The sequence below is a fragment of the Ohtaekwangia koreensis genome (genome assembly GCF_900167975.1).
GTDB lineage: Bacteria > Bacteroidota > Bacteroidia > Cytophagales > Cyclobacteriaceae > Ohtaekwangia > Ohtaekwangia koreensis.
In genome coordinates this window covers 700761-718418 of record NZ_FUZU01000002.1, presented here as the reverse complement: position 1 = coordinate 718418, position 17658 = coordinate 700761, and the positions used below count along the sequence as shown (strand labels likewise).

Genomic DNA, 17658 nt, shown 5'->3' with positions numbered 1-17658 from the left:
CATACTACCAGAAACGGTGGCTAAATCCGTTCTACGTTTAATTTAAAATTAAAAAGCCTGATCATAAATGATCAGGCTTTCCTTGAACTATATCTGTATTAAAGCGTTCGCTTTACTTCACGTTGCTCGTAGCTTTCAATAACATCGCCTACTTGCATGTCGTTGAAACCATCTATACCTATACCGCAGTCAAATCCTGATCTTACTTCACTTGCATCGTCTTTATGACGCTTGAGTGAACCAAGTTTACCTGCATATACAACTATACCATCGCGGATTAAACGAATTGGATTCGAGCGTTTCACAGATCCATCTGTAATCATACATCCTGCGATTGTTCCGATCTTCGAAATCTTGAAGACTTCACGAACTTCTGCATTTCCTACAATTACTTCTTCTGTTTCTGGCGCCAACATACCTTCCATCGCAGCCCTTACATCATTGATTGCATCATAGATGATAGAGTATAAACGGATTTCAATCTCTTCGTTCTCTGCTACACGTTTCGCAGCATTCGAAGGTCGCACCTGGAAGCCGAGGATAATAGCGTCTGATGCTGATGCTAATAATACATCGGACTCAGAAATCTGACCAACGCCACGGTGTATAATCGCGACTTGAATTTCCGGTGTAGAGAGTTTCAGCAATGAATCAGACAACGCTTCAACAGATCCATCCACGTCACCTTTTACAATTACGTTCAATTGCTTAAAGCTTCCGATCGCAAGACGTCTTCCGATCTCATCCAGTGTGATATGTTTCTTGGTGCGTATACTTTGTTCACGTAACAACTGACTTCTCTTACCGGCAAGCTCACGTGCTTCACGGTCGGTTTCCATCACCGTTACTTTCTCACCAGCCTGAGGCGCTCCATCCAAACCAAGTAATACTACTGGTGTAGAAGGGCCTGCTTCATTTACTTTCTTCCCGGTATCATCAAACATAGCTTTCACACGACCATAGTGTGCTCCAGCCAGTACTATATCTCCTACCTTCAGTGTTCCTGTTTGTACCATTATGGTAGCGACATAACCACGTCCCTTATCCAATGACGCTTCAATAACTGAACCGCTTGCATTCTTATCCGGGTTTGCTTTCAAATTCAGGATCTCAGCTTCCAACAATACTTTTTCAAGCAAGTCATCTATACCTTTTCCGGTCTTTGCTGAAATTTCCTGGCTTTGATATTTACCACCCCACTCTTCTACAAGAATATTATTCTTTGAAAGAGCTTCACGAATTTTATCAGGGTTTGCTGATGGCTTATCAATTTTATTGATCGCGATTACAATCGGAACACCTGCTACCTGAGCGTGATTAATCGCTTCTCTGGTTTGAGGCATTACGTCATCATCAGCTGCTACAACTATAATTGCTATATCCGTAAGTTTGGCACCACGGGCACGCATCGCTGTAAAGGCTTCGTGACCTGGTGTATCCAAAAATGCTATTTTGTTACCGCTCTTCGTTGTTACATCGTAAGCACCGATGTGCTGTGTAATACCACCAGCCTCTGATGCTGTAACTTTCGTGTTACGGATATAATCGAGGAGCGATGTTTTTCCGTGATCAACGTGACCCATGATCGTTACGATAGGGGCACGGTGTTGCAAGTTCACATCATTGCCTTGCTCTTCTTCAACTTCCAATTCCTCCTCTGCAGAAGTAAACTGAACAGCGTATCCGAATTCGTCCGTAATTACCGTGATTGCTTCTGCATCAAGGCGCTGATTGATTGATACGAACATACCCAGACTCAGGCAGGTTGAGATCACATCGTTTACAGAGACATCCATAAGCGATGCCAGGTCATTGGCAGAAATGAATTCGGTAACACGAAGCGTTTTCGATGCCTCCTGTTCCTGAAGCATTTGCTGCTCCTGCGCGTCTGAGTTCGCCTGACGTTTTTCTCTTCTATATTTTGATCCACTCGTCTTCTTACCACCACCGCTCAACTTGGCAAGGGTAGCGCGAATCTGATCTTGGATTTCCTTCTCAGTAGGTTCTTCTTTTTGAACTCTTGGGGCGTGTGGTCCTCTGCGTTGTTGTCCGTGCTGCTGATTAGGGCGCTGTTGTGGGTTAGGACGTTGGCCGCCCTGACCTTGTTGGCCTCCGCCCTGCTGACCGCCACCTTGCTGCTGCTGACCAGGACCTCGTTGTTGATCATCGGCTGTCGGTATACGCTTACGCGGACGCTTCCCTTTGCGATCATCTTTTGTATCGGATGAAGCAACCGGTGAATCTTTTTTCTTATCAACCGGCAGTTCGATTTTATCGACAACTTTTAATCCTTTCAGTCGATCAGCTTTAGCCTTGATCAATTCCATTTCAGGCTCAGCTTTCTCAGCTACCACAGGAGGCTTTTGCTCAACAACTTTAGGAGGCACTACAACTACCGGCTCTTTTACAGGAGGGGGAGTTTCTTTTATTACTTCCTTCGGAACTTCTTTTACTTCTGGAATCTCCTTGATCTCTTTCTGTTCTTTAGGTTCTGGAATAACTTCCTTCACCTCTGGAACTTCTATCTTCTCAATTACAGGTACTGGTTTCTCAACGACTGGTTTCTCTACAACGGGTGGTTCCTCAACCACTTCTTCTTTAGCAACAGGTTTTTTCTCCAGATCGATTTTACCAATAACTTTTATGCCTTCCAGCTTCGGCTTTTCGCGCTCAACTTTATCCGCTGGCTTTGGCTCATCTTTCGCCTTAACCTCTTTTGATCCGAGGTTCTTAATCATAATTCGCTCTTCCTCCTCAACACGTTTTTTGGCAAGTTCTTTTTCACTTTCCAATACAAGATTATCAACGTGTTTGGCTCCGATATGAAGACCGGATGCTTCCAGTTTATCAGTAGCAGAAGAGGCAAATTCTTTGGACAAAAGGTTGAATTGCTCAGGCGTGAGTTTAGCGTTGGGGTTATTTTCAACCTCAAAACCTTTCTTCCCCAAAAAGTCCAAAATGGTGTTATGCCCCACATTGAGCTTTCTTGCAGCCTGACTCAACCTAATCAACTTTTCTTCTGCCATATTCAAATATGCCTGTTTTTTAAGGACTTTAAAATTCAAAAGCGCGTAGTCGCGCAATTTAACTTATTGTTCACAGTTCATCGCTCACTTATTAAGGATTCGTTATAAACCCAAATTACAAAACGACTTATTCGAACTCCTTTTTCAGGATGTTCAAAACACCTTCTACAGTTTCTTCCTCGAGGTCAGTACGTCTTACCAATTCATCTTTGGAAAGCGCCAGAACACTCTTTGCTGTATCAAGACCAATGCGATTTAACTCGTCAATTACCCAGCTCTCAATCTCATCTGAGAATTCGCTCAGGTCAACATCTTCCTCTACCTGACCTTCAGCCAATTCGCGGAATACATCTATTTCATAACCCACTAAGCGGCTTGCAAGTTTAATATTCAATCCACCTTTTCCGATAGCAAGTGACACCTGATCTGGTTTCAGATATACCGATGCACGTCCATTATCTTTATCTACTTTGATAGATGATATTTTCGCAGGACTCAGTGCACGCTGGATATATAGTTCCAGGTTCTCTGTGTAATTGATCACGTCAATATTTTCGTTCTGCAGTTCACGCACGATAGCGTGTATGCGCGAACCCTTCATACCCACGCATGCTCCCACAGGATCGATGCGATCATCATATGATTCAACAGCAACCTTTGCACGCTCACCTGGTTCACGTACCACTTTTTTAATAGTGATAAGACCATCATATACTTCCGGAACTTCTTGTTCAAATAATCTTTCGAGGAATACCGGAGAGGTACGTGACAAAATAATTTTCGGATTGCCATTTACCATTTCCACTTTATGAACAATCGCGCGAACATTTTCGCCTTTGCGATAACGATCCTTCTGGATTTGTTCGTTCCGTGGTACAGCAATTTCATTGCCTTCACCATCTGTCAGCAAAACTTCTTTGCTTAACACCTGGTATACTTCACCAGCTATTATTTCACCAACAAGATCTTTATACTTCTGAAAGAGAATATCCTTCTCCAGATCTTTCACTTTTTGAATTAATGTCTGGCGCGCTGTTGTTACAGCTCTGCGTCCGAAATCTTCAATATAGATCTGCTCAGATACTTCTTCTCCTACTTCGAAATCCGGTTGGATTTTACGTGCCTCCGACAAACTTACTTTGTCGAAATCCCAGATGTCTTCCGAGTCATCGTCTACGATCTCGCGAAAGCGATATATTTCAAGATCGCCTTTGTCTGCGTTGATGATAACATCGAAGTTCTCATCCGACTCATACTTTTTACGGATCATGTTCTTGAACACATCTTCCAGGATCCGGATCATCGTTGGCCGGTCAATGTTCTTCTGTTTTGCAAATTCAGCAAACGACTGAATTAATTCATGTGCATCCATGGTTTCGTCTTATTTAAAACTTACTAACACAAAAGCTTTTTCTATGTCTGTAAAAGGGATTCCAATTGTCTTTATTTCTTTCTTCTTACCGGTGCCAATTTCTTGTTCCAGTGTAATCATCTCATCCGCTACAGCTACCAGTTTCCCTTCTTCTATTTTCTCAAGGACTTTCACTTTCAGCCTGCGTCCTATATTCTTATGATACTGTCGTTTTAATTTCAACGGATGGTCCAGACCAGGTGTTGATACTTCCAACAAGTAACTGTCTTCGAGCCAAGTTACTTCATCAAGCACATTGGAAAGGGCCCTGCTCAGATCTGCGCATTCATCTATTTTGATGCCGTTGTCACTATCCAGAAGTACCAATATCTTACGAGGCCCTTGTTTGGAGGAAACAATAACATCAACTATAAACTGGCTTTGGTCAGTCAATTCTGATTCAGCGATGCGTCTTATCTCTGCTACTATATCCATTAAAAAAACTCTATAAACAAAGAGGGGACTGTGGTCCCCTCAAAAAGAATACTAAGAAACTTCGGCAAAAGTATAGCTTTTTTGCTTCAATGTCAAATCCTGTAATCACCCAAGGCCTTCGCGTTCTCTAAAAATATTCTCTCTTGCCTTATTTTCATATCGACCGGAGAATTCATCGGTTTTAAAAATTCTGTCCATCGACAAAAAATGTTCTAATACTTTTTTTCTCCCTGGCCTGTAAACCAAGTCCGGATAAAAGGAATATTCTTTTCGGATATTATTGGCATACTCGATATATATACTCCAGTCCGATCCAAGAATCGAGAGATCTGCATCCGTGAAAAGATTAGTGTCAGGATTCTTGCTGACCGTATGACTCTTCGTGGCAAGAATTTGTTCAACACAAATTCTTATACCTTCTGCCGGAAAATTTATTTCAGAAAGTCTCTTCTCAGCGAGTGACGCACTTTTTTCCTCGTTGTCCTTTCTCAACGTATTGTAAACAATATCGTGATAGGCAATCGAGAAGACTATGCAATCCCAGTTTGTAATTAACTCTTTCACGGGCAAAAGCTCTTTCAAAAGATTTTCGAGGTGAGTTTGATTATGGTAATATCTCTTGGTTGAAGAGTATTGCTTTTCAATCTCACTCCAAAGTTTATTTGTCGCACCATCATTGTAGTGCGATATAACTTTGGAAAATTCTTCTGAAAACATAAGTATATCAGATATACTCTGGCAGATTTTTTAGATATGTACCGTAACCGCTTTTTTCCAATGGTTTTGCGATGGTCAGCAATTGATCTTTTGTAATGAAGCCTTGGCGGTATGCCACTTCTTCTATACATCCAATTTTTAGTCCCTGACGTTGCTCAATGGTCTGAACAAAATTAGAAGCCTGCATGAGCGAATCAAAAGTACCTGTATCCAGCCAGGCCGTACCACGACTCATCGGTGCTACCGTAAGTTTCCCTCGCTTGAGGTAAACGTTGTTCACATCGGTGATCTCAAGTTCGCCACGCGGACTTGGCTTCAGTTCTTTGGAGATTTTTACAACCTCATTATCGTAGAAATATAATCCCGGAACAGCATAATTCGATTTAGGATTCGCTGGTTTCTCCTCGATGGAAATTGCTTTCTTATTAGCGTCAAATTCTACTACACCATAGCGCTCTGGATCTGTAACGTGATATGCAAATACAACTCCTCCGTCAGGATTACTGTTGGATTGCAATAGTTTTTGCATGCCTGATCCGTAGAATATATTATCGCCGAGAATAAGGGCGACTTTGTCGTTGCCAACAAATTTTTCACCGATGATAAATGCTTGTGCTAAACCTTCGGGGCGTGGTTGAATTTCATAACTGAATGAACATCCCAGGTTCTTACCATCGCCTAATAATTTCTGAAACATCGGCATATCATGCGGAGTAGCGATGATCAAAATTTCCCGAATCCCAGCCATCATCAAAACTGATAACGGATAATAGATCATCGGCTTATCGTATAATGGCATGAGTTGCTTACTGACAGCAATGGTTAACGGATACAAGCGCGTACCTGAACCTCCTGCTAAAATAATACCTTTCATTGTTGAGTGTTTTTATAGTTGATAGATTCATATTGCTATGTGCATCGTATCAGCACATAACAATATGAACAGTCATACATTAATTATCTCTCCTGATACATGTTGGTGTAGTACTTGAGATACTCACCAGATGTTACATTATTCAACCACGTAGTGTTTGCCAAATACCAGTCAACGGTCTTCTCTAATCCAATCTCGAACGTTACTTCCGGACGCCATCCTGTTTCACTAATCAGTTTAGATGCATCTATAGCGTATCGCAGATCATGCCCAGGTCTGTCTTTTACATGTGTTATGAGACCAGCAGAAGTACCTTCACGGCGATTGAGTTTTTTATCCATGATGTGGCAAAGCAAGTTTACCAGGTCGATGTTTTTCCACTCATTATTACCACCTATATTATATACTTCTCCAACTTTTCCCTTATGGAAAATAGCATCTATAGCACGTGCGTGATCTTCTACAAACAACCAATCACGAATGTTTTCACCTTTACCATACACCGGCAGCGGCTTGCTGTTGATGATGTTATTGATCATCAAAGGAATCAGCTTTTCAGGAAAATGAAAAGGACCGTAATTATTCGAGCAACGGCTGATTAACGTAGGCAGACCAAAGCTGTTGTTATAAGCACTCACGAAGTGATCGCTACTGGCTTTTGATGCTGAGTACGGTGACCGTGGATCGATTGGAGTTTCCTCTGTGAAGAATCCACCATGCTCAGCCGAACCATATACTTCATCTGTAGAGATATGATAGAAGCGTTTGTTTTCGAATTGACCATTCCACGCGGCTTGAGCTGCACACAGCAAGTTCAGCGTTCCGATGATGTTTGTATTCGCAAACTCTGCGGGATTATGAAGGGAACGATCTACATGCGATTCTGCAGCAAGGTGTATAACTCCATCTATCTCATGTTTCTTGAATACACTATTCAAGAACTCTATGTCGAGTATATCTCCACGCTCAAAATGATAGTTTGATTTTTTCTCAACGTCTTTCAGATTTTCAAGATTACCTGCGTAGGTGAGCTTGTCCAGATTAACGATTGTGTAAGTCGGATATTTATTTGCAAATAATCTGACTACATGCGAGCCGATAAAACCGGCTCCTCCTGTTATAAGTATTTTTCTCACTGACATCTGGAAAGATTTTAGCGGATGAATTTTTCGAAATTTTTATGATCACGTTGATATAGTACTTCTTGTGGCAATGACTTAAAGTACTCATACGTAATTTTCAATCCTTCGGAGCGAGATACCTTTGCTTCCCAACCAAGAATTTCTTTAGCCTTGGTTGTGTTGGGTTGTCGCTGTTTCGGATCATCTTGAGGAAGTGGTTTATAAACTACTTTCTGCTTCGTGCCCGTCAGTTTTACAATCTCTTCCGCGAAATCACCAATCGTGATCTCATCCGGATTCCCAATGTTCACAGGTAAGTGATAGTCTGACATTAGCAATCGGAATATACCTTCAACCTGATCGTCTACATAGCAGAACGAGCGTGTCTGAGAACCATCACCAAATACAGTGAGGTCTTCGCCGCGTAAAGCCTGACCGATGAAAGCAGGTAATACACGTCCATCATTCAGGCGCATTCTAGGTCCGTATGTATTGAATATCCTTATGATTCGTGTTTCAAGTCCATGGTAAGTATGGTATGCCATGGTAATAGCTTCCTGAAAACGCTTGGCTTCATCATATACACCGCGAGGGCCTATAGGGTTTACGTTACCATAGTATTCTTCCACTTGAGGGTGAATAAGTGGATCACCATAAATTTCAGAAGTTGAAGCAACAAGGATTCTCGCTTTCTTAACACGTGCTAAACCAAGCAAGTTGTGTGTACCCAACGATCCAACTTTCAATGTTTGAATGGGAATCTTCAGATAATCAATTGGACTTGCCGGAGATGCAAAATGAAGTATATACTTCAGATCACCTGGAACATGTACAAAAGAAGAAACATCATGATGGTAGAATTCGAAATCAGCATGTTTAAAAAGATGCTCGATATTACGCAGGTCACCTGTGATAAGGTTGTCCATTGCTATAACACTATATCCTTCTTTAAGGAAGCGATCGCATAAATGGGAGCCGAGAAATCCAGCTCCTCCTGTGATTAAAACTCTTTCCTTAGCCATTGATCACCTCTCTTCCAATGCTGAAGTATGTATATCCAAGTTCTTTCATATTCGAAAGGTCATAAAGATTTCTACCGTCAAAAATTACTTTACTTTTCAGAAGGCCTGAAAGCTTTTCAAAATCAGGTGTGCGGAACTCTGGCCATTCTGTTGCAATGAAGATGGCGTCCGCACCTTCTGCTGCATCATAAGGAGTATCAAAGTATCCAATTTTATCGCCTACAATCCGCTTCACATTTTCGATAGCTTCAGGATCGTGAGCACGAATTGTTACGCCTTCACTTAATAATGCTTCGATATTGTAAAGAGATGGAGCCTCACGAATATCATCTGTATGAGGTTTGAAAGAAAGTCCCCAGAAAGCTATAGTCTTTCCTTTTAGATTGCCCTTGAAATGAGTCTTAATTCTTTCAATCAATCTTGTTTTTTGATCTTCGTTCACATCCATCACGGCATTCAGGATTCTGAAATCATACTTCACATCGGAAGCCGATTTTGCCAATGCCTGAACGTCTTTGGGGAAGCAACTTCCTCCGTAGCCTATACCTGGGAATAAAAATCTTTTTCCAATTCGACTATCTGTACCTACACCTCTGCGTACTGAGTCAACATCCGCACCTACGAGTTCACATAGGTTAGCAATCTCATTCATGAAGGTAATCTTGGTTGCCAGAAATGAATTCGCGGCATACTTGGTAAGCTCAGCTGAACGCTCATCCATAAAAATGATAGGATTACCCTGGCGAACATATGGTGCATATAGGGCCTCCATAATTTTTCTCGCCCGTGGTGAATTTGTACCTATAACAACGCGATCCGGTTTCATAAAGTCCTCCACCGCGACACCTTCTCTTAAGAATTCGGGATTAGAAACCACATCGAATTCAACCTTGGCGTTCGCAGCAATTCTGTCTCTTACTTTATCTGCCGTTCCTACCGGCACCGTACTCTTGTCAATGATCACGGTATAATCCGACAGGATCGGACCAAGATCAGATGCCACCTTAAGAATGTACTTTAAATCGGCAGAACCATCTTCTCCTGGAGGTGTGGGAAGCGCTAAGAAAATAATTTTAGCATCCTTGATTCCTTCTGCAAGATTTGTTGTGAAGAAAAGCCTCTCCTGTTTAATGTTCCGTTCGAAAAGTTGCTCGAGACCGGGTTCGTAAATGGTGATTTTTCCGTTTTGAAGTTTCTTGACCTTTTCTTGATCGATGTCTACGCAGGTCACAGTGTTTCCGGTTTCAGCAAAACAGGTTCCGGTTACGAGACCAACGTAACCTGTGCCAACTACAGCTATTTTCATGGATAATGGGTTTTTGAACCTGCGAAATTAAAACTTTTGACCACATTTTAGGGAGTGTTTGCTATAAACAAAGCCTAAAATATTAAGCATATTTATATTACAACCTAACATTCGTTTGTTATTATTCGGAGAAAACATAACTTTAACGTTTTCAATACAACATTCTCTATATCCTATGGAAGTTATAACCGACAAACTTAAATCGATAAGTTTTGATGAAACTGAAAATCAAAGGATGATTTCTCAAATGGTCCGCGACTTTGGGAATAAAGAAATCAGACCTAACATAATGACTTGGGACGAGAGTCAGGAATTTCCCGTGCAATTGTTTAAGAAGATGGGGAGACTGGGACTAATGGGGGTATTAGTGCCAGAAGAATTTGGAGGAGCTGGTTTTGGATACTTGGAATACATTACTGCTATTGTTGAGCTTTCAAGATTAGATGGCTCAATTGGTTTATCGATGGCCGCACACAACTCACTTTGCACTAACCACATTTTGCTTTTTGGATCGTTAGAACAGAAGAAAAAATATTTACCTAAGTTATCTTCAGGCGAATTTATAGGCGCCTGGGGCCTTACTGAACCCAATACAGGTTCCGATGCAGGTAACATGAGAACGGTTGCCATCAAGGACGGTGACCACTACATTATCAATGGTGCCAAAAATTTCATTACTCATGGTAAGTCCGGAGATGCTGTTGTGGTGATCGTCCGGACCGGTGAGGTAGGAGATTCTCACGGAATGACGGCTTTTTTGATTGATAAAGGAACACCAGGATTTACTGCAGGCAAAAAGGAAAATAAGCTCGGAATGCGAGCTTCTGAAACGGCTGAATTAATTTTCAGTGATTGTCGCGTTCATAAATCGCAGATTATTGGAAAGGAGGGGGACGGGTTTGTTCAGGCGTTAAAAGTGCTGGATGGTGGTAGAATTTCCATTGCTGCACTTAGCCTTGGCATTGCGCTGGGAGCATTTGACGCTGCATTGAAGTATTCACAGGAACGCCATCAATTCAACCAGCCAATCTCAAGCTTTCAGGGCATTTCCTTCAAACTTGCTGATATGGCTACCAAAATAGAAGCCGCTAAACTACTGACATTCAGAGCTGGAGATTTAAAAAATAAAGGAGAGAATGTTACGAGGGAGTCGGCTATGGCGAAGCTTTTTGCATCAGAAGTGGCTGTTGAAGTTGCCAATGATGCAGTACAAATTTTTGGTGGTTATGGCTACACAAAAGACTTCCCGGTGGAGAAATTTTATCGTGATGCAAAACTTTGCACCATTGGAGAAGGTACGTCTGAGATACAAAAACTTGTTATTTCTCGCACCATTTTAAAGTAGTCTTGGATAATTCACTGACATTCTGCTATCTTTGCAGCCCTAAATAAGAAATATGCTTATCGTTAACGTAAAAGAAAACGAATCAATTGACAAGGCGCTGAAGCGTTTCAAGAAGAAGTTTGAAAAAACAGGTGTTCTAAAGGAATTACGTTCCCGTACTTCTTTCGAAAAGCCATCTGTGAGACGTAGAAATCAAATCATTCGTGCTGCTTATCGCGAGCAACAGAGACTTCAGGATCCTAACGCTTAAAAGCGTTTTGTTGAATTAAAAATATTTAATTGTGGATAAGCTACAACTTGTCCACAATATATTATCATTTTATCCACATATCCCCTTAAGGTATTTCCTAAAGGGGATTATTTTTTTACATTGCTATCATTACAGCCTTCTATTCAAGCTGTACTGGTGCTGATAGCATGGTGGATTCCTTTCTCAAATATCTCCAATACGAAAAGCGAGTGAGCTCCAATACTGTATTGGCTTACGAAACAGATCTAAAACAGTTCGGTACTTTTCTTACCATAACTTTCCCTGATACCAAGATTGACGCAGCCGACTATCAAGTCATTCGCTCCTGGATCATACAGCTCGTTGAGCAAAATATAGGGTCTTCATCCATCAATCGAAAAATCGCCTGCCTTCGAACGTTCTATAAATTTTTACAACGCGAAGAAGTTATTGCAAAGGATCCGATGCTCAAGATCAAAATCCTGAAGGCCAGTAAGAAATTACCAAGCTTTGTAAAAGAAAGCGACATGGTAAAAGTCCTGGATAATCAATCATTCGAACACACTTTTGCTGGCCACCGAGAAAAGTTAATCCTGGAATTATTCTACGGAACAGGTATACGTCTTTCTGAGCTATTGACCTTAAAAGAGAATGATGTTAATCTAGGGAACAGAACCATCAAAGTTCTTGGAAAAAGAAATAAGGAAAGAGTAATCCCATTTGCAGTCAATCTCGTTTCTATACTTGAAGAGTATAGTATCGTGAGAAACAGAGAAGTGACAAAACAAGACCACGGATTGCTACTTGTTACAGATAAAGGTGAGCCATGTTATCCTATGATGGTTTACAGAATTGTAAAAGATCACCTCATTAAAAATTCCTCCGCAGAGAAAAAAAGCCCACACGTTTTACGACACACCTATGCTACGCATTTGTTAAACAAAGGTGCAGAGATAAATGCTGTAAAAGACTTACTTGGACATAGCAGTCTTTCGGCCACGCAAGTATATACCCACAACTCAATTGAAAAATTAAAAAAGGTTTTCGACCAGGCGCACCCTAAGGCCTGATATACATAATGAAAGTAAATGAACGCTATGATAAAATAACTACATCTGACAATGCGCTGGTCATTGTAATACCAGCAACTGTTTTATTCTTCAACTTTTTAAATTTAACATTATGAAGGTACAAGTTCATTCCATTCACTTTGATGCTGACAGCAAGCTCATCAACTTCATTCAAAAGAAGCTTGACAAGCTGGACACTTTTTATAATCGCTTAGTGGATGGCGAAGTATTTCTTCGACTAAACAATGAAGGGATTGAAAACAAAACAGTAGAAATTAAATTACGAGTTCCGGGGAGTATGCTTTTTGCTATCGAAAAAGCTCGTTCTTTTGAAGCCGCTACCGACATGGCGACAGATGCTATCAGAATGCAGTTAGAAAAATTTAAAACAAAAGTTAAAAACGGAAGAGTATAATTTCCAATCAACCCAAAAAAGAAAAACCGCCTCAGACGAGGCGGTTTTTTTGTTTCTATACACTATAATATAGTAAGAATTATTTCTTTGGTTGAGCCGGAGTAGTTGCTGCTGCTGGCTTAGGAGTTACTCCCATTTTCTTCAGCACAAGATCCGAAATATCCATCTTCTCATCTCCATAAAGAATTACATCCAATCCACCGATCTGCTGATTAAGAACAAATGTAAATCCGTTCTCTTTAGCAGTATCTTCAATTGCCTTTCCTACCTTCTTGTAAACAGGATCCATTAATTGAGTCTGCTTAGTTTGCAGGTTAGTCTGAGCATCTTGCTGAAGCTTTTCTATGTTCTGTTGTAACTGTTGCAATTCACGTTCGGTATTTGCACGTACAGCATCTGGCATTGTGTTAGCCTGAATAGCTGCATTATAGTCTGCCAGTTTTTTCTGAAACTCCTGAACCTTAGAATCGATTTGATTTTTCAGTTGTGTTTGTAAAGATTTCAGATCCGCGTCAATTTGTTTGGCGTCAGGCATTTGGCTGAAGATATAATCAACATCCGCATAACCAATCTTAGGCGCAGCAGCGGTTTGTGCATAGGATGCAATTGCTCCCAATCCTAGCACCACAAGTAAAACGAATTTTCTCATTACGGTATTCAATTTAGTTTTTAATCTTATCATTAGGGTCTCCAAGTCCCAACTCATCCAACACAAAGTCAGTATAGTCATATCGAGGATCTGTATAGATCATTACGAGCTCACCTGCCTTGTCAAAGACGATCGCCAGATTATTCTGTTTTGCCGCTTTATCAACAGCATCCCAAACCTTATCCTGGATCGGTTTAATCAATTCCTGCTTCTTAAGAAAGAACAATCCTCCAAATCCAAATACCTTCTTCTGGTATTCTTTCATCTCAGCTTCCTTCTTTTGGATGGCTGTTGTTCTGTCCTTTCGCATTTCTTCAGTCAGAAGAACTTGTTCAGCTTGAAGGGCACTATACATGGACTCTATTTTTTTTGACATGTCCTGTATTTCCTTCTCCCAAGCTTCCGACAATTGACCGATTTCGTCCTGCGCCTTTTTATATTCAGGCATTTTATTCAGGATATAATCCGTGTCAATGTACCCGAATCTCTGTGCTTTGACAAAAGTCGGGCCGAAAATGAGAAAAATTATTGTAATTAAATAAACCCGCATAGTTATCTGATTTGCTGGCCGATAGTAAAATGGAATTGTGAGCCACTCACAGGACCCCTGCCATTCAACGGTACCGGATCAAATCCATATCCCCAATTCAACCCAATCAATCCGAATGCCGGCATGAATATACGAGCACCAAAGCCTGCTGACTTATATAAATTAAACGGATTAAAATCATCGTAATTGTTCCAGTTGTTACCTCCTTCTGCGAAGATAAATCCGTAGATGGTTGCAGCATTACCTGTTGTTACCGGATAACGCAATTCCAATCCTAACTTATCATATGCGATACCACCTGCGAGTACGCCTGAAGCACTGTTCTGGTTTGCGTTATAGTAAGGCGGTGTGAGTACGTTGTTCTCATAGCCTCTCAAACCGATTACCTCCTGGCCTAACAGGAATGAATTAAAGCCACCGGCCAATCCATCACCACCCAGGTAGAATCTTTCAAACGGACCTATACCGGCCTTATCCGTGTATTGTCCAATGAATCCAAAGTGAGCTTTCGCTTCCAACACAAGTTTTTTCTTGTTGTCAAGAGGCAAATAGTATTTGGCATCAAACATCCACTTGTGATACTCAATCCATTTATAGCGCTCTGCAGCATCTGCTGTAGAGTAGTCTATATTTCTCCATAGTGAGAATGGAGGCGTTAACGTAACGCTTAATGAAATACTTGATCCTTGTGCAGGATACATCGGATTGTCAATACTGTTACGCGCAAGTGTTGTATTGAATGTAAAGCTGTTTGAAACTCCGTCGGTATATCCTAAGCCTGAATTCCAATTGTTAAGAATATAGCGCAGGTATGACACAGAGTTTGTAAGTGTAAAATAATTGTCTGGCCATTCTAACAGTCGACCCAATCCAACCGATACGCTATGTACCTGGAGGCGCGAATCGTTATCGTTGGTAGAACTGCTTCCATACGGATATCGCTGGAATGAGCTATTGAAACTAACGGAAAGTGAATGAGGCTTACGTCCACCTAACCACGGCTCTGTGAATGAGAAGCTATAGCTTTGGAATGACCTGCCGTTTGCCTGAGCTCGCAGTGAGAGTCTTTGTCCATCTCCAACCGGAAGTGGTCTCCAATTATCAAAGTGAGGAATGTTACGAAGAGAGAAGTTGTTGAATGTTAATCCAAGTGTACCTACGAATCCATAGTAACCACCCCAACCTCCGGAAAGCTCAACCTGATCGTTTGATTGCTCCTCCACTGTCCACTCAATATCCACGGTACCATTTGCAGGATTCGGCACAAGGTTCTGTCCAATTTTATCAGGAGCAAAATAGCCAAGTTGTCCAAGTTTTTGTTGTGTCCGGATAATATCAGAACGTCTGAACTTCTGGCCTGGAATCGTACTTAATTCTCTGCGTATAACGTGATCGCTGGTGCGATCATTTCCTGCTATGGTTACTTCATTGATCGTAGCTTGTTCGCCTTCAAAAATTCTCATCTCAACATCGATGGAATCTCCGGCAACGGCCACCTCTACAGGGTTAATACGGAAGAACAGATAACCGTCATCCATATAAAGTCCGCTGATGTCTAATCCTTTGGGATTGAACTGAAGTTTCTTATTGTAAAGTTCGCTGTTATATACATCACCTTTGCTTATACCCAATACGGCATTCAGCTGCTTGTCAGAGTATATATAGTTCCCTGTCCAAATGATGTTACGGAAGTAATACTTGGGACCTTCATAAATTTGAAAATCTATATTGATAGTCCTCCCATCATGTGCGTATACCGTATCCGTTACAATTTCAGCATCGCGATATCCCTTTGAGTTAAAGTACTCAATTATCTTTTTCTTATCGTCTTCGTAATCTGTTTGAATAAATTTAGAACTGGTAAAGAGATTGAGTTTTACATTGTCATTGATAAACTCTTTAACTTCCTTCCAACTCGTCTTGTAGCTCGAGTCAACAAATTCTTTAGGCTTCAGTGCGATAACTTCACTTATAAGAGCACGGTGTAAAGAGAAGCGAGGGCGTTCATGTGTACCCTTCATTTTCTTTTTCAACTTTGCATCACTAATGCTGTTATTTCCTTCAAATGAAATCTTGTTGATCTTAACTTTTGATTTGGGATTGACTGCAATTTTTAGTCTTATACCATCACGGTTAAGCGTATCTTTTTCCTGTATAACTTTTACTTCCGTGCTAAGAAATCCTTTTTTCACAAAGTACTTCTTAACAGCAAGTTCCGTATTCCGGATCATAGCATCATTTACAATTTTGCCGCGGATCAGAGTAAGATCTTCTTTTAGCCCACTCTCCTGAGATTTATTAATACCTGTGAAATAAAATCCTGTCAGACGGGGACGCTCTGCTAATACTATATTTAGGTATACATCATTGCCTTCAATTCTGGCAACCTGAATTGTAACATCGCCTACAAGTCCATGCTTCCAAAGACTGCGTATTGAGTTAGTAATTGCGTCTCCGGGGATCTTTATTTTGTCACCAACTTTCAAACCGGTAAGCGACACCATAGCATTTTTATCCAGCACATTCAGACCTGTGACCTCAATGCCTGCGATGGTATACTCTACCGGACTCGCATAGTTCAAATTATTTTCTGTTGCACCCGTAGTGGTATTGCGCTTTCTGAATTGAGCCCAGGCATCTGCCGTAATACCAATCAGGATAACCAGAAATAAAACTTTCTTCATCAACTTACAGGGTTCAATTGTTCGCTTGTTTTTCCAAATCTTCGTTCGCGTTGCTGATATGACCAGATTGCTTCATATAGATGCTCCTTTCGGAAGTCGGGCCAAAGTGTGGGTGTGATGTATAATTCTGTATAAGCGATCTGCCACAATAAAAAGTTACTAATGCGTAACTCACCACTTGTGCGAATCAACAACTCTGGATCTGGGATGCCTGAAGTCTGCAAATAGTTTTCAAACACCGACTCATTTATTTCACCGGGATTTATTTTTCCTGCTTTAACATCCTCGGCCATTTTATTAACAGCTTTCAGGATCTCCCAACGACCACTATAACTAAGCGCGAGGTTCAAGATCATACCACTGTTATTCTTGGTTTGATCAATTGCCCAAGCAAGATTCTTCTGGCAATCAGGCGGCAAGTTTGAAGTCTCACCAATTGTTGCAAGTTTTACTTGATTTTCCATCAAAGTACCTATCTCTTGCTTCAATGTGCTCACAAGCAACTCCATCAATCCATCAATTTCGGCTTTAGGCCTATTCCAATTTTCAGTGGAAAAAGCGTATAAAGTCAGATACTTGATTCCAAGTTCGCCACAACCTTCAGTCACATCTTTCACAGCCTGAACTGCATTACGATGACCAAAAATGCGCATTGCGCCTTTCTTTTTTGCCCACCGACCGTTACCGTCCATGATAACGGCAATGTGTTTAGGCAAATTACTAAAGTCGATATGTTCTTTTAGGGAAGCCACAGGGGGCCAAAAGTAGTAAAAAGGGTTTTGGGTTAAAAGGGCTTGCAGAGAT

At 41.1% G+C, this 17658-nt stretch carries 16 protein-coding genes; 4 read left to right on the top strand and 12 right to left on the bottom strand.

Annotation, left to right across the window (positions count from 1 at the left end; genetic code table 11):
* Positions 1-98: 98 nt before the first annotated feature.
* The 8 genes from infB to B5Y40_RS15985 all read right to left on the bottom strand — a co-directional run bounded on the left by infB (position 99) and on the right by B5Y40_RS15985 (position 9912).
* Positions 99-3026, bottom strand: coding sequence for a translation initiation factor IF-2 (gene infB, locus B5Y40_RS16020; RefSeq protein ID WP_079687797.1), 2928 nt, complete (start codon positions 3024-3026; stop codon positions 99-101).
* Between the two features lie 127 nt (positions 3027-3153).
* Positions 3154-4398, bottom strand: coding sequence for a transcription termination factor NusA (gene nusA, locus B5Y40_RS16015; protein ID WP_079687796.1), 1245 nt, complete (start codon positions 4396-4398; stop codon positions 3154-3156).
* A 9-nt stretch (positions 4399-4407) separates the two neighbouring features.
* On the bottom strand, positions 4408-4872 hold the full coding sequence (locus B5Y40_RS16010) for a ribosome maturation factor RimP (protein WP_079687795.1): 465 nt from the start codon (positions 4870-4872) through the stop codon (positions 4408-4410).
* Positions 4873-4977: 105 nt separating this feature from the next.
* The gene (locus tag B5Y40_RS16005) at positions 4978-5589 is read right to left on the bottom strand and encodes an HD domain-containing protein (RefSeq protein ID WP_079687794.1); all 612 of its coding nucleotides are present in this window, start codon (positions 5587-5589) and stop codon (positions 4978-4980) included.
* A 7-nt stretch (positions 5590-5596) separates the two neighbouring features.
* Complete coding sequence (gene rfbA, locus B5Y40_RS16000) at positions 5597-6463, bottom strand: glucose-1-phosphate thymidylyltransferase RfbA (RefSeq protein WP_079687793.1); 867 nt, start codon at positions 6461-6463, stop codon at positions 5597-5599.
* 83 nt (positions 6464-6546) lie between these two features.
* Entirely contained in the window at positions 6547-7605 is a 1059-nt protein-coding gene (gene rfbB / locus B5Y40_RS15995; RefSeq protein ID WP_185145732.1) for a dTDP-glucose 4,6-dehydratase, read from the bottom strand.
* Positions 7606-7616: 11 nt separating this feature from the next.
* Complete coding sequence (locus B5Y40_RS15990; RefSeq protein ID WP_079687792.1) at positions 7617-8606, bottom strand: UDP-glucuronic acid decarboxylase family protein; 990 nt, start codon at positions 8604-8606, stop codon at positions 7617-7619.
* Complete coding sequence (locus tag B5Y40_RS15985) at positions 8599-9912, bottom strand: UDP-glucose dehydrogenase family protein (protein WP_079687791.1); 1314 nt, start codon at positions 9910-9912, stop codon at positions 8599-8601. The genes B5Y40_RS15990 and B5Y40_RS15985 overlap by 8 nt, the downstream gene beginning before the upstream one ends.
* Positions 9913-10087: 175 nt before the next feature.
* On the opposite strand from B5Y40_RS15985, the gene B5Y40_RS15980 reads away from it, so the two are divergent.
* From B5Y40_RS15980 to hpf, 4 genes are all read left to right on the top strand, one after another.
* Positions 10088-11257 carry an acyl-CoA dehydrogenase gene (locus B5Y40_RS15980; RefSeq protein WP_079687790.1) on the top strand — a complete coding sequence of 390 codons (1170 nt, stop codon included), beginning with the start codon at positions 10088-10090 and terminating at the stop codon, positions 11255-11257.
* Between the two features lie 52 nt (positions 11258-11309).
* Entirely contained in the window at positions 11310-11507 is a 198-nt protein-coding gene (rpsU, locus tag B5Y40_RS15975; RefSeq protein ID WP_079687789.1) for a 30S ribosomal protein S21, read from the top strand.
* A gap of 167 nt (positions 11508-11674) precedes the next feature.
* Positions 11675-12556 carry a tyrosine-type recombinase/integrase gene (locus B5Y40_RS15970; protein WP_079687788.1) on the top strand — a complete coding sequence of 294 codons (882 nt, stop codon included), beginning with the start codon at positions 11675-11677 and terminating at the stop codon, positions 12554-12556.
* Positions 12557-12668: 112 nt separating this feature from the next.
* On the top strand, positions 12669-12971 hold the full coding sequence (hpf, locus tag B5Y40_RS15965) for a ribosome hibernation-promoting factor, HPF/YfiA family (protein WP_079687787.1): 303 nt from the start codon (positions 12669-12671) through the stop codon (positions 12969-12971).
* A gap of 79 nt (positions 12972-13050) precedes the next feature.
* Here the strand turns inward: hpf and B5Y40_RS15960 are convergent, their stop codons facing one another.
* The 4 genes from B5Y40_RS15960 to B5Y40_RS15945 are packed head-to-tail and all read right to left on the bottom strand — an operon-like array spanning position 13051 to position 17606.
* Positions 13051-13620 (bottom strand): OmpH/Skp family outer membrane protein, encoded by a 570-nt coding sequence (locus B5Y40_RS15960; RefSeq protein WP_079688459.1) that lies wholly within the window; start codon positions 13618-13620, stop codon positions 13051-13053.
* Positions 13621-13633: 13 nt separating this feature from the next.
* Entirely contained in the window at positions 13634-14170 is a 537-nt protein-coding gene (locus B5Y40_RS15955) for an OmpH/Skp family outer membrane protein (protein WP_079687786.1), read from the bottom strand.
* A gap of 2 nt (positions 14171-14172) precedes the next feature.
* Positions 14173-16854 carry a BamA/OMP85 family outer membrane protein gene (locus tag B5Y40_RS15950; RefSeq protein ID WP_079687785.1) on the bottom strand — a complete coding sequence of 894 codons (2682 nt, stop codon included), beginning with the start codon at positions 16852-16854 and terminating at the stop codon, positions 14173-14175.
* Positions 16854-17606, bottom strand: coding sequence for an isoprenyl transferase (locus B5Y40_RS15945; RefSeq protein WP_079687784.1), 753 nt, complete (start codon positions 17604-17606; stop codon positions 16854-16856). The genes B5Y40_RS15950 and B5Y40_RS15945 overlap by 1 nt, the downstream gene beginning before the upstream one ends.
* Positions 17607-17658 lie beyond the last annotated feature (52 nt).

Excerpts from the sequence above, each read along its gene's own strand:
- infB (WP_079687797.1), bottom strand. The coding sequence starts at position 3,026 with ATGGCAGAAGAAAAGTTGATTAGGTTGAGTCAGGCTGCAAGAAAGCTC.
- nusA (WP_079687796.1), bottom strand. The coding sequence starts at position 4,398 with ATGGATGCACATGAATTAATTCAGTCGTTTGCTGAATTTGCAAAACAG.
- B5Y40_RS16010 (WP_079687795.1), bottom strand. The coding sequence starts at position 4,872 with ATGGATATAGTAGCAGAGATAAGACGCATCGCTGAATCAGAATTGACT.
- B5Y40_RS16005 (WP_079687794.1), bottom strand. The coding sequence starts at position 5,589 with ATGTTTTCAGAAGAATTTTCCAAAGTTATATCGCACTACAATGATGGT.
- rfbA (WP_079687793.1), bottom strand. The coding sequence starts at position 6,463 with ATGAAAGGTATTATTTTAGCAGGAGGTTCAGGTACGCGCTTGTATCCG.
- rfbB (WP_185145732.1), bottom strand. The coding sequence starts at position 7,605 with ATGTCAGTGAGAAAAATACTTATAACAGGAGGAGCCGGTTTTATCGGC.
- B5Y40_RS15990 (WP_079687792.1), bottom strand. The coding sequence starts at position 8,606 with ATGGCTAAGGAAAGAGTTTTAATCACAGGAGGAGCTGGATTTCTCGGC.
- B5Y40_RS15985 (WP_079687791.1), bottom strand. The coding sequence starts at position 9,912 with ATGAAAATAGCTGTAGTTGGCACAGGTTACGTTGGTCTCGTAACCGGA.
- B5Y40_RS15980 (WP_079687790.1), top strand. The coding sequence starts at position 10,088 with ATGGAAGTTATAACCGACAAACTTAAATCGATAAGTTTTGATGAAACT.
- rpsU (WP_079687789.1), top strand. The coding sequence starts at position 11,310 with ATGCTTATCGTTAACGTAAAAGAAAACGAATCAATTGACAAGGCGCTG.
- B5Y40_RS15970 (WP_079687788.1), top strand. The coding sequence starts at position 11,675 with ATGGTGGATTCCTTTCTCAAATATCTCCAATACGAAAAGCGAGTGAGC.
- hpf (WP_079687787.1), top strand. The coding sequence starts at position 12,669 with ATGAAGGTACAAGTTCATTCCATTCACTTTGATGCTGACAGCAAGCTC.
- B5Y40_RS15960 (WP_079688459.1), bottom strand. The coding sequence starts at position 13,620 with ATGAGAAAATTCGTTTTACTTGTGGTGCTAGGATTGGGAGCAATTGCA.
- B5Y40_RS15955 (WP_079687786.1), bottom strand. The coding sequence starts at position 14,170 with ATGCGGGTTTATTTAATTACAATAATTTTTCTCATTTTCGGCCCGACT.
- B5Y40_RS15950 (WP_079687785.1), bottom strand. The coding sequence starts at position 16,854 with ATGAAGAAAGTTTTATTTCTGGTTATCCTGATTGGTATTACGGCAGAT.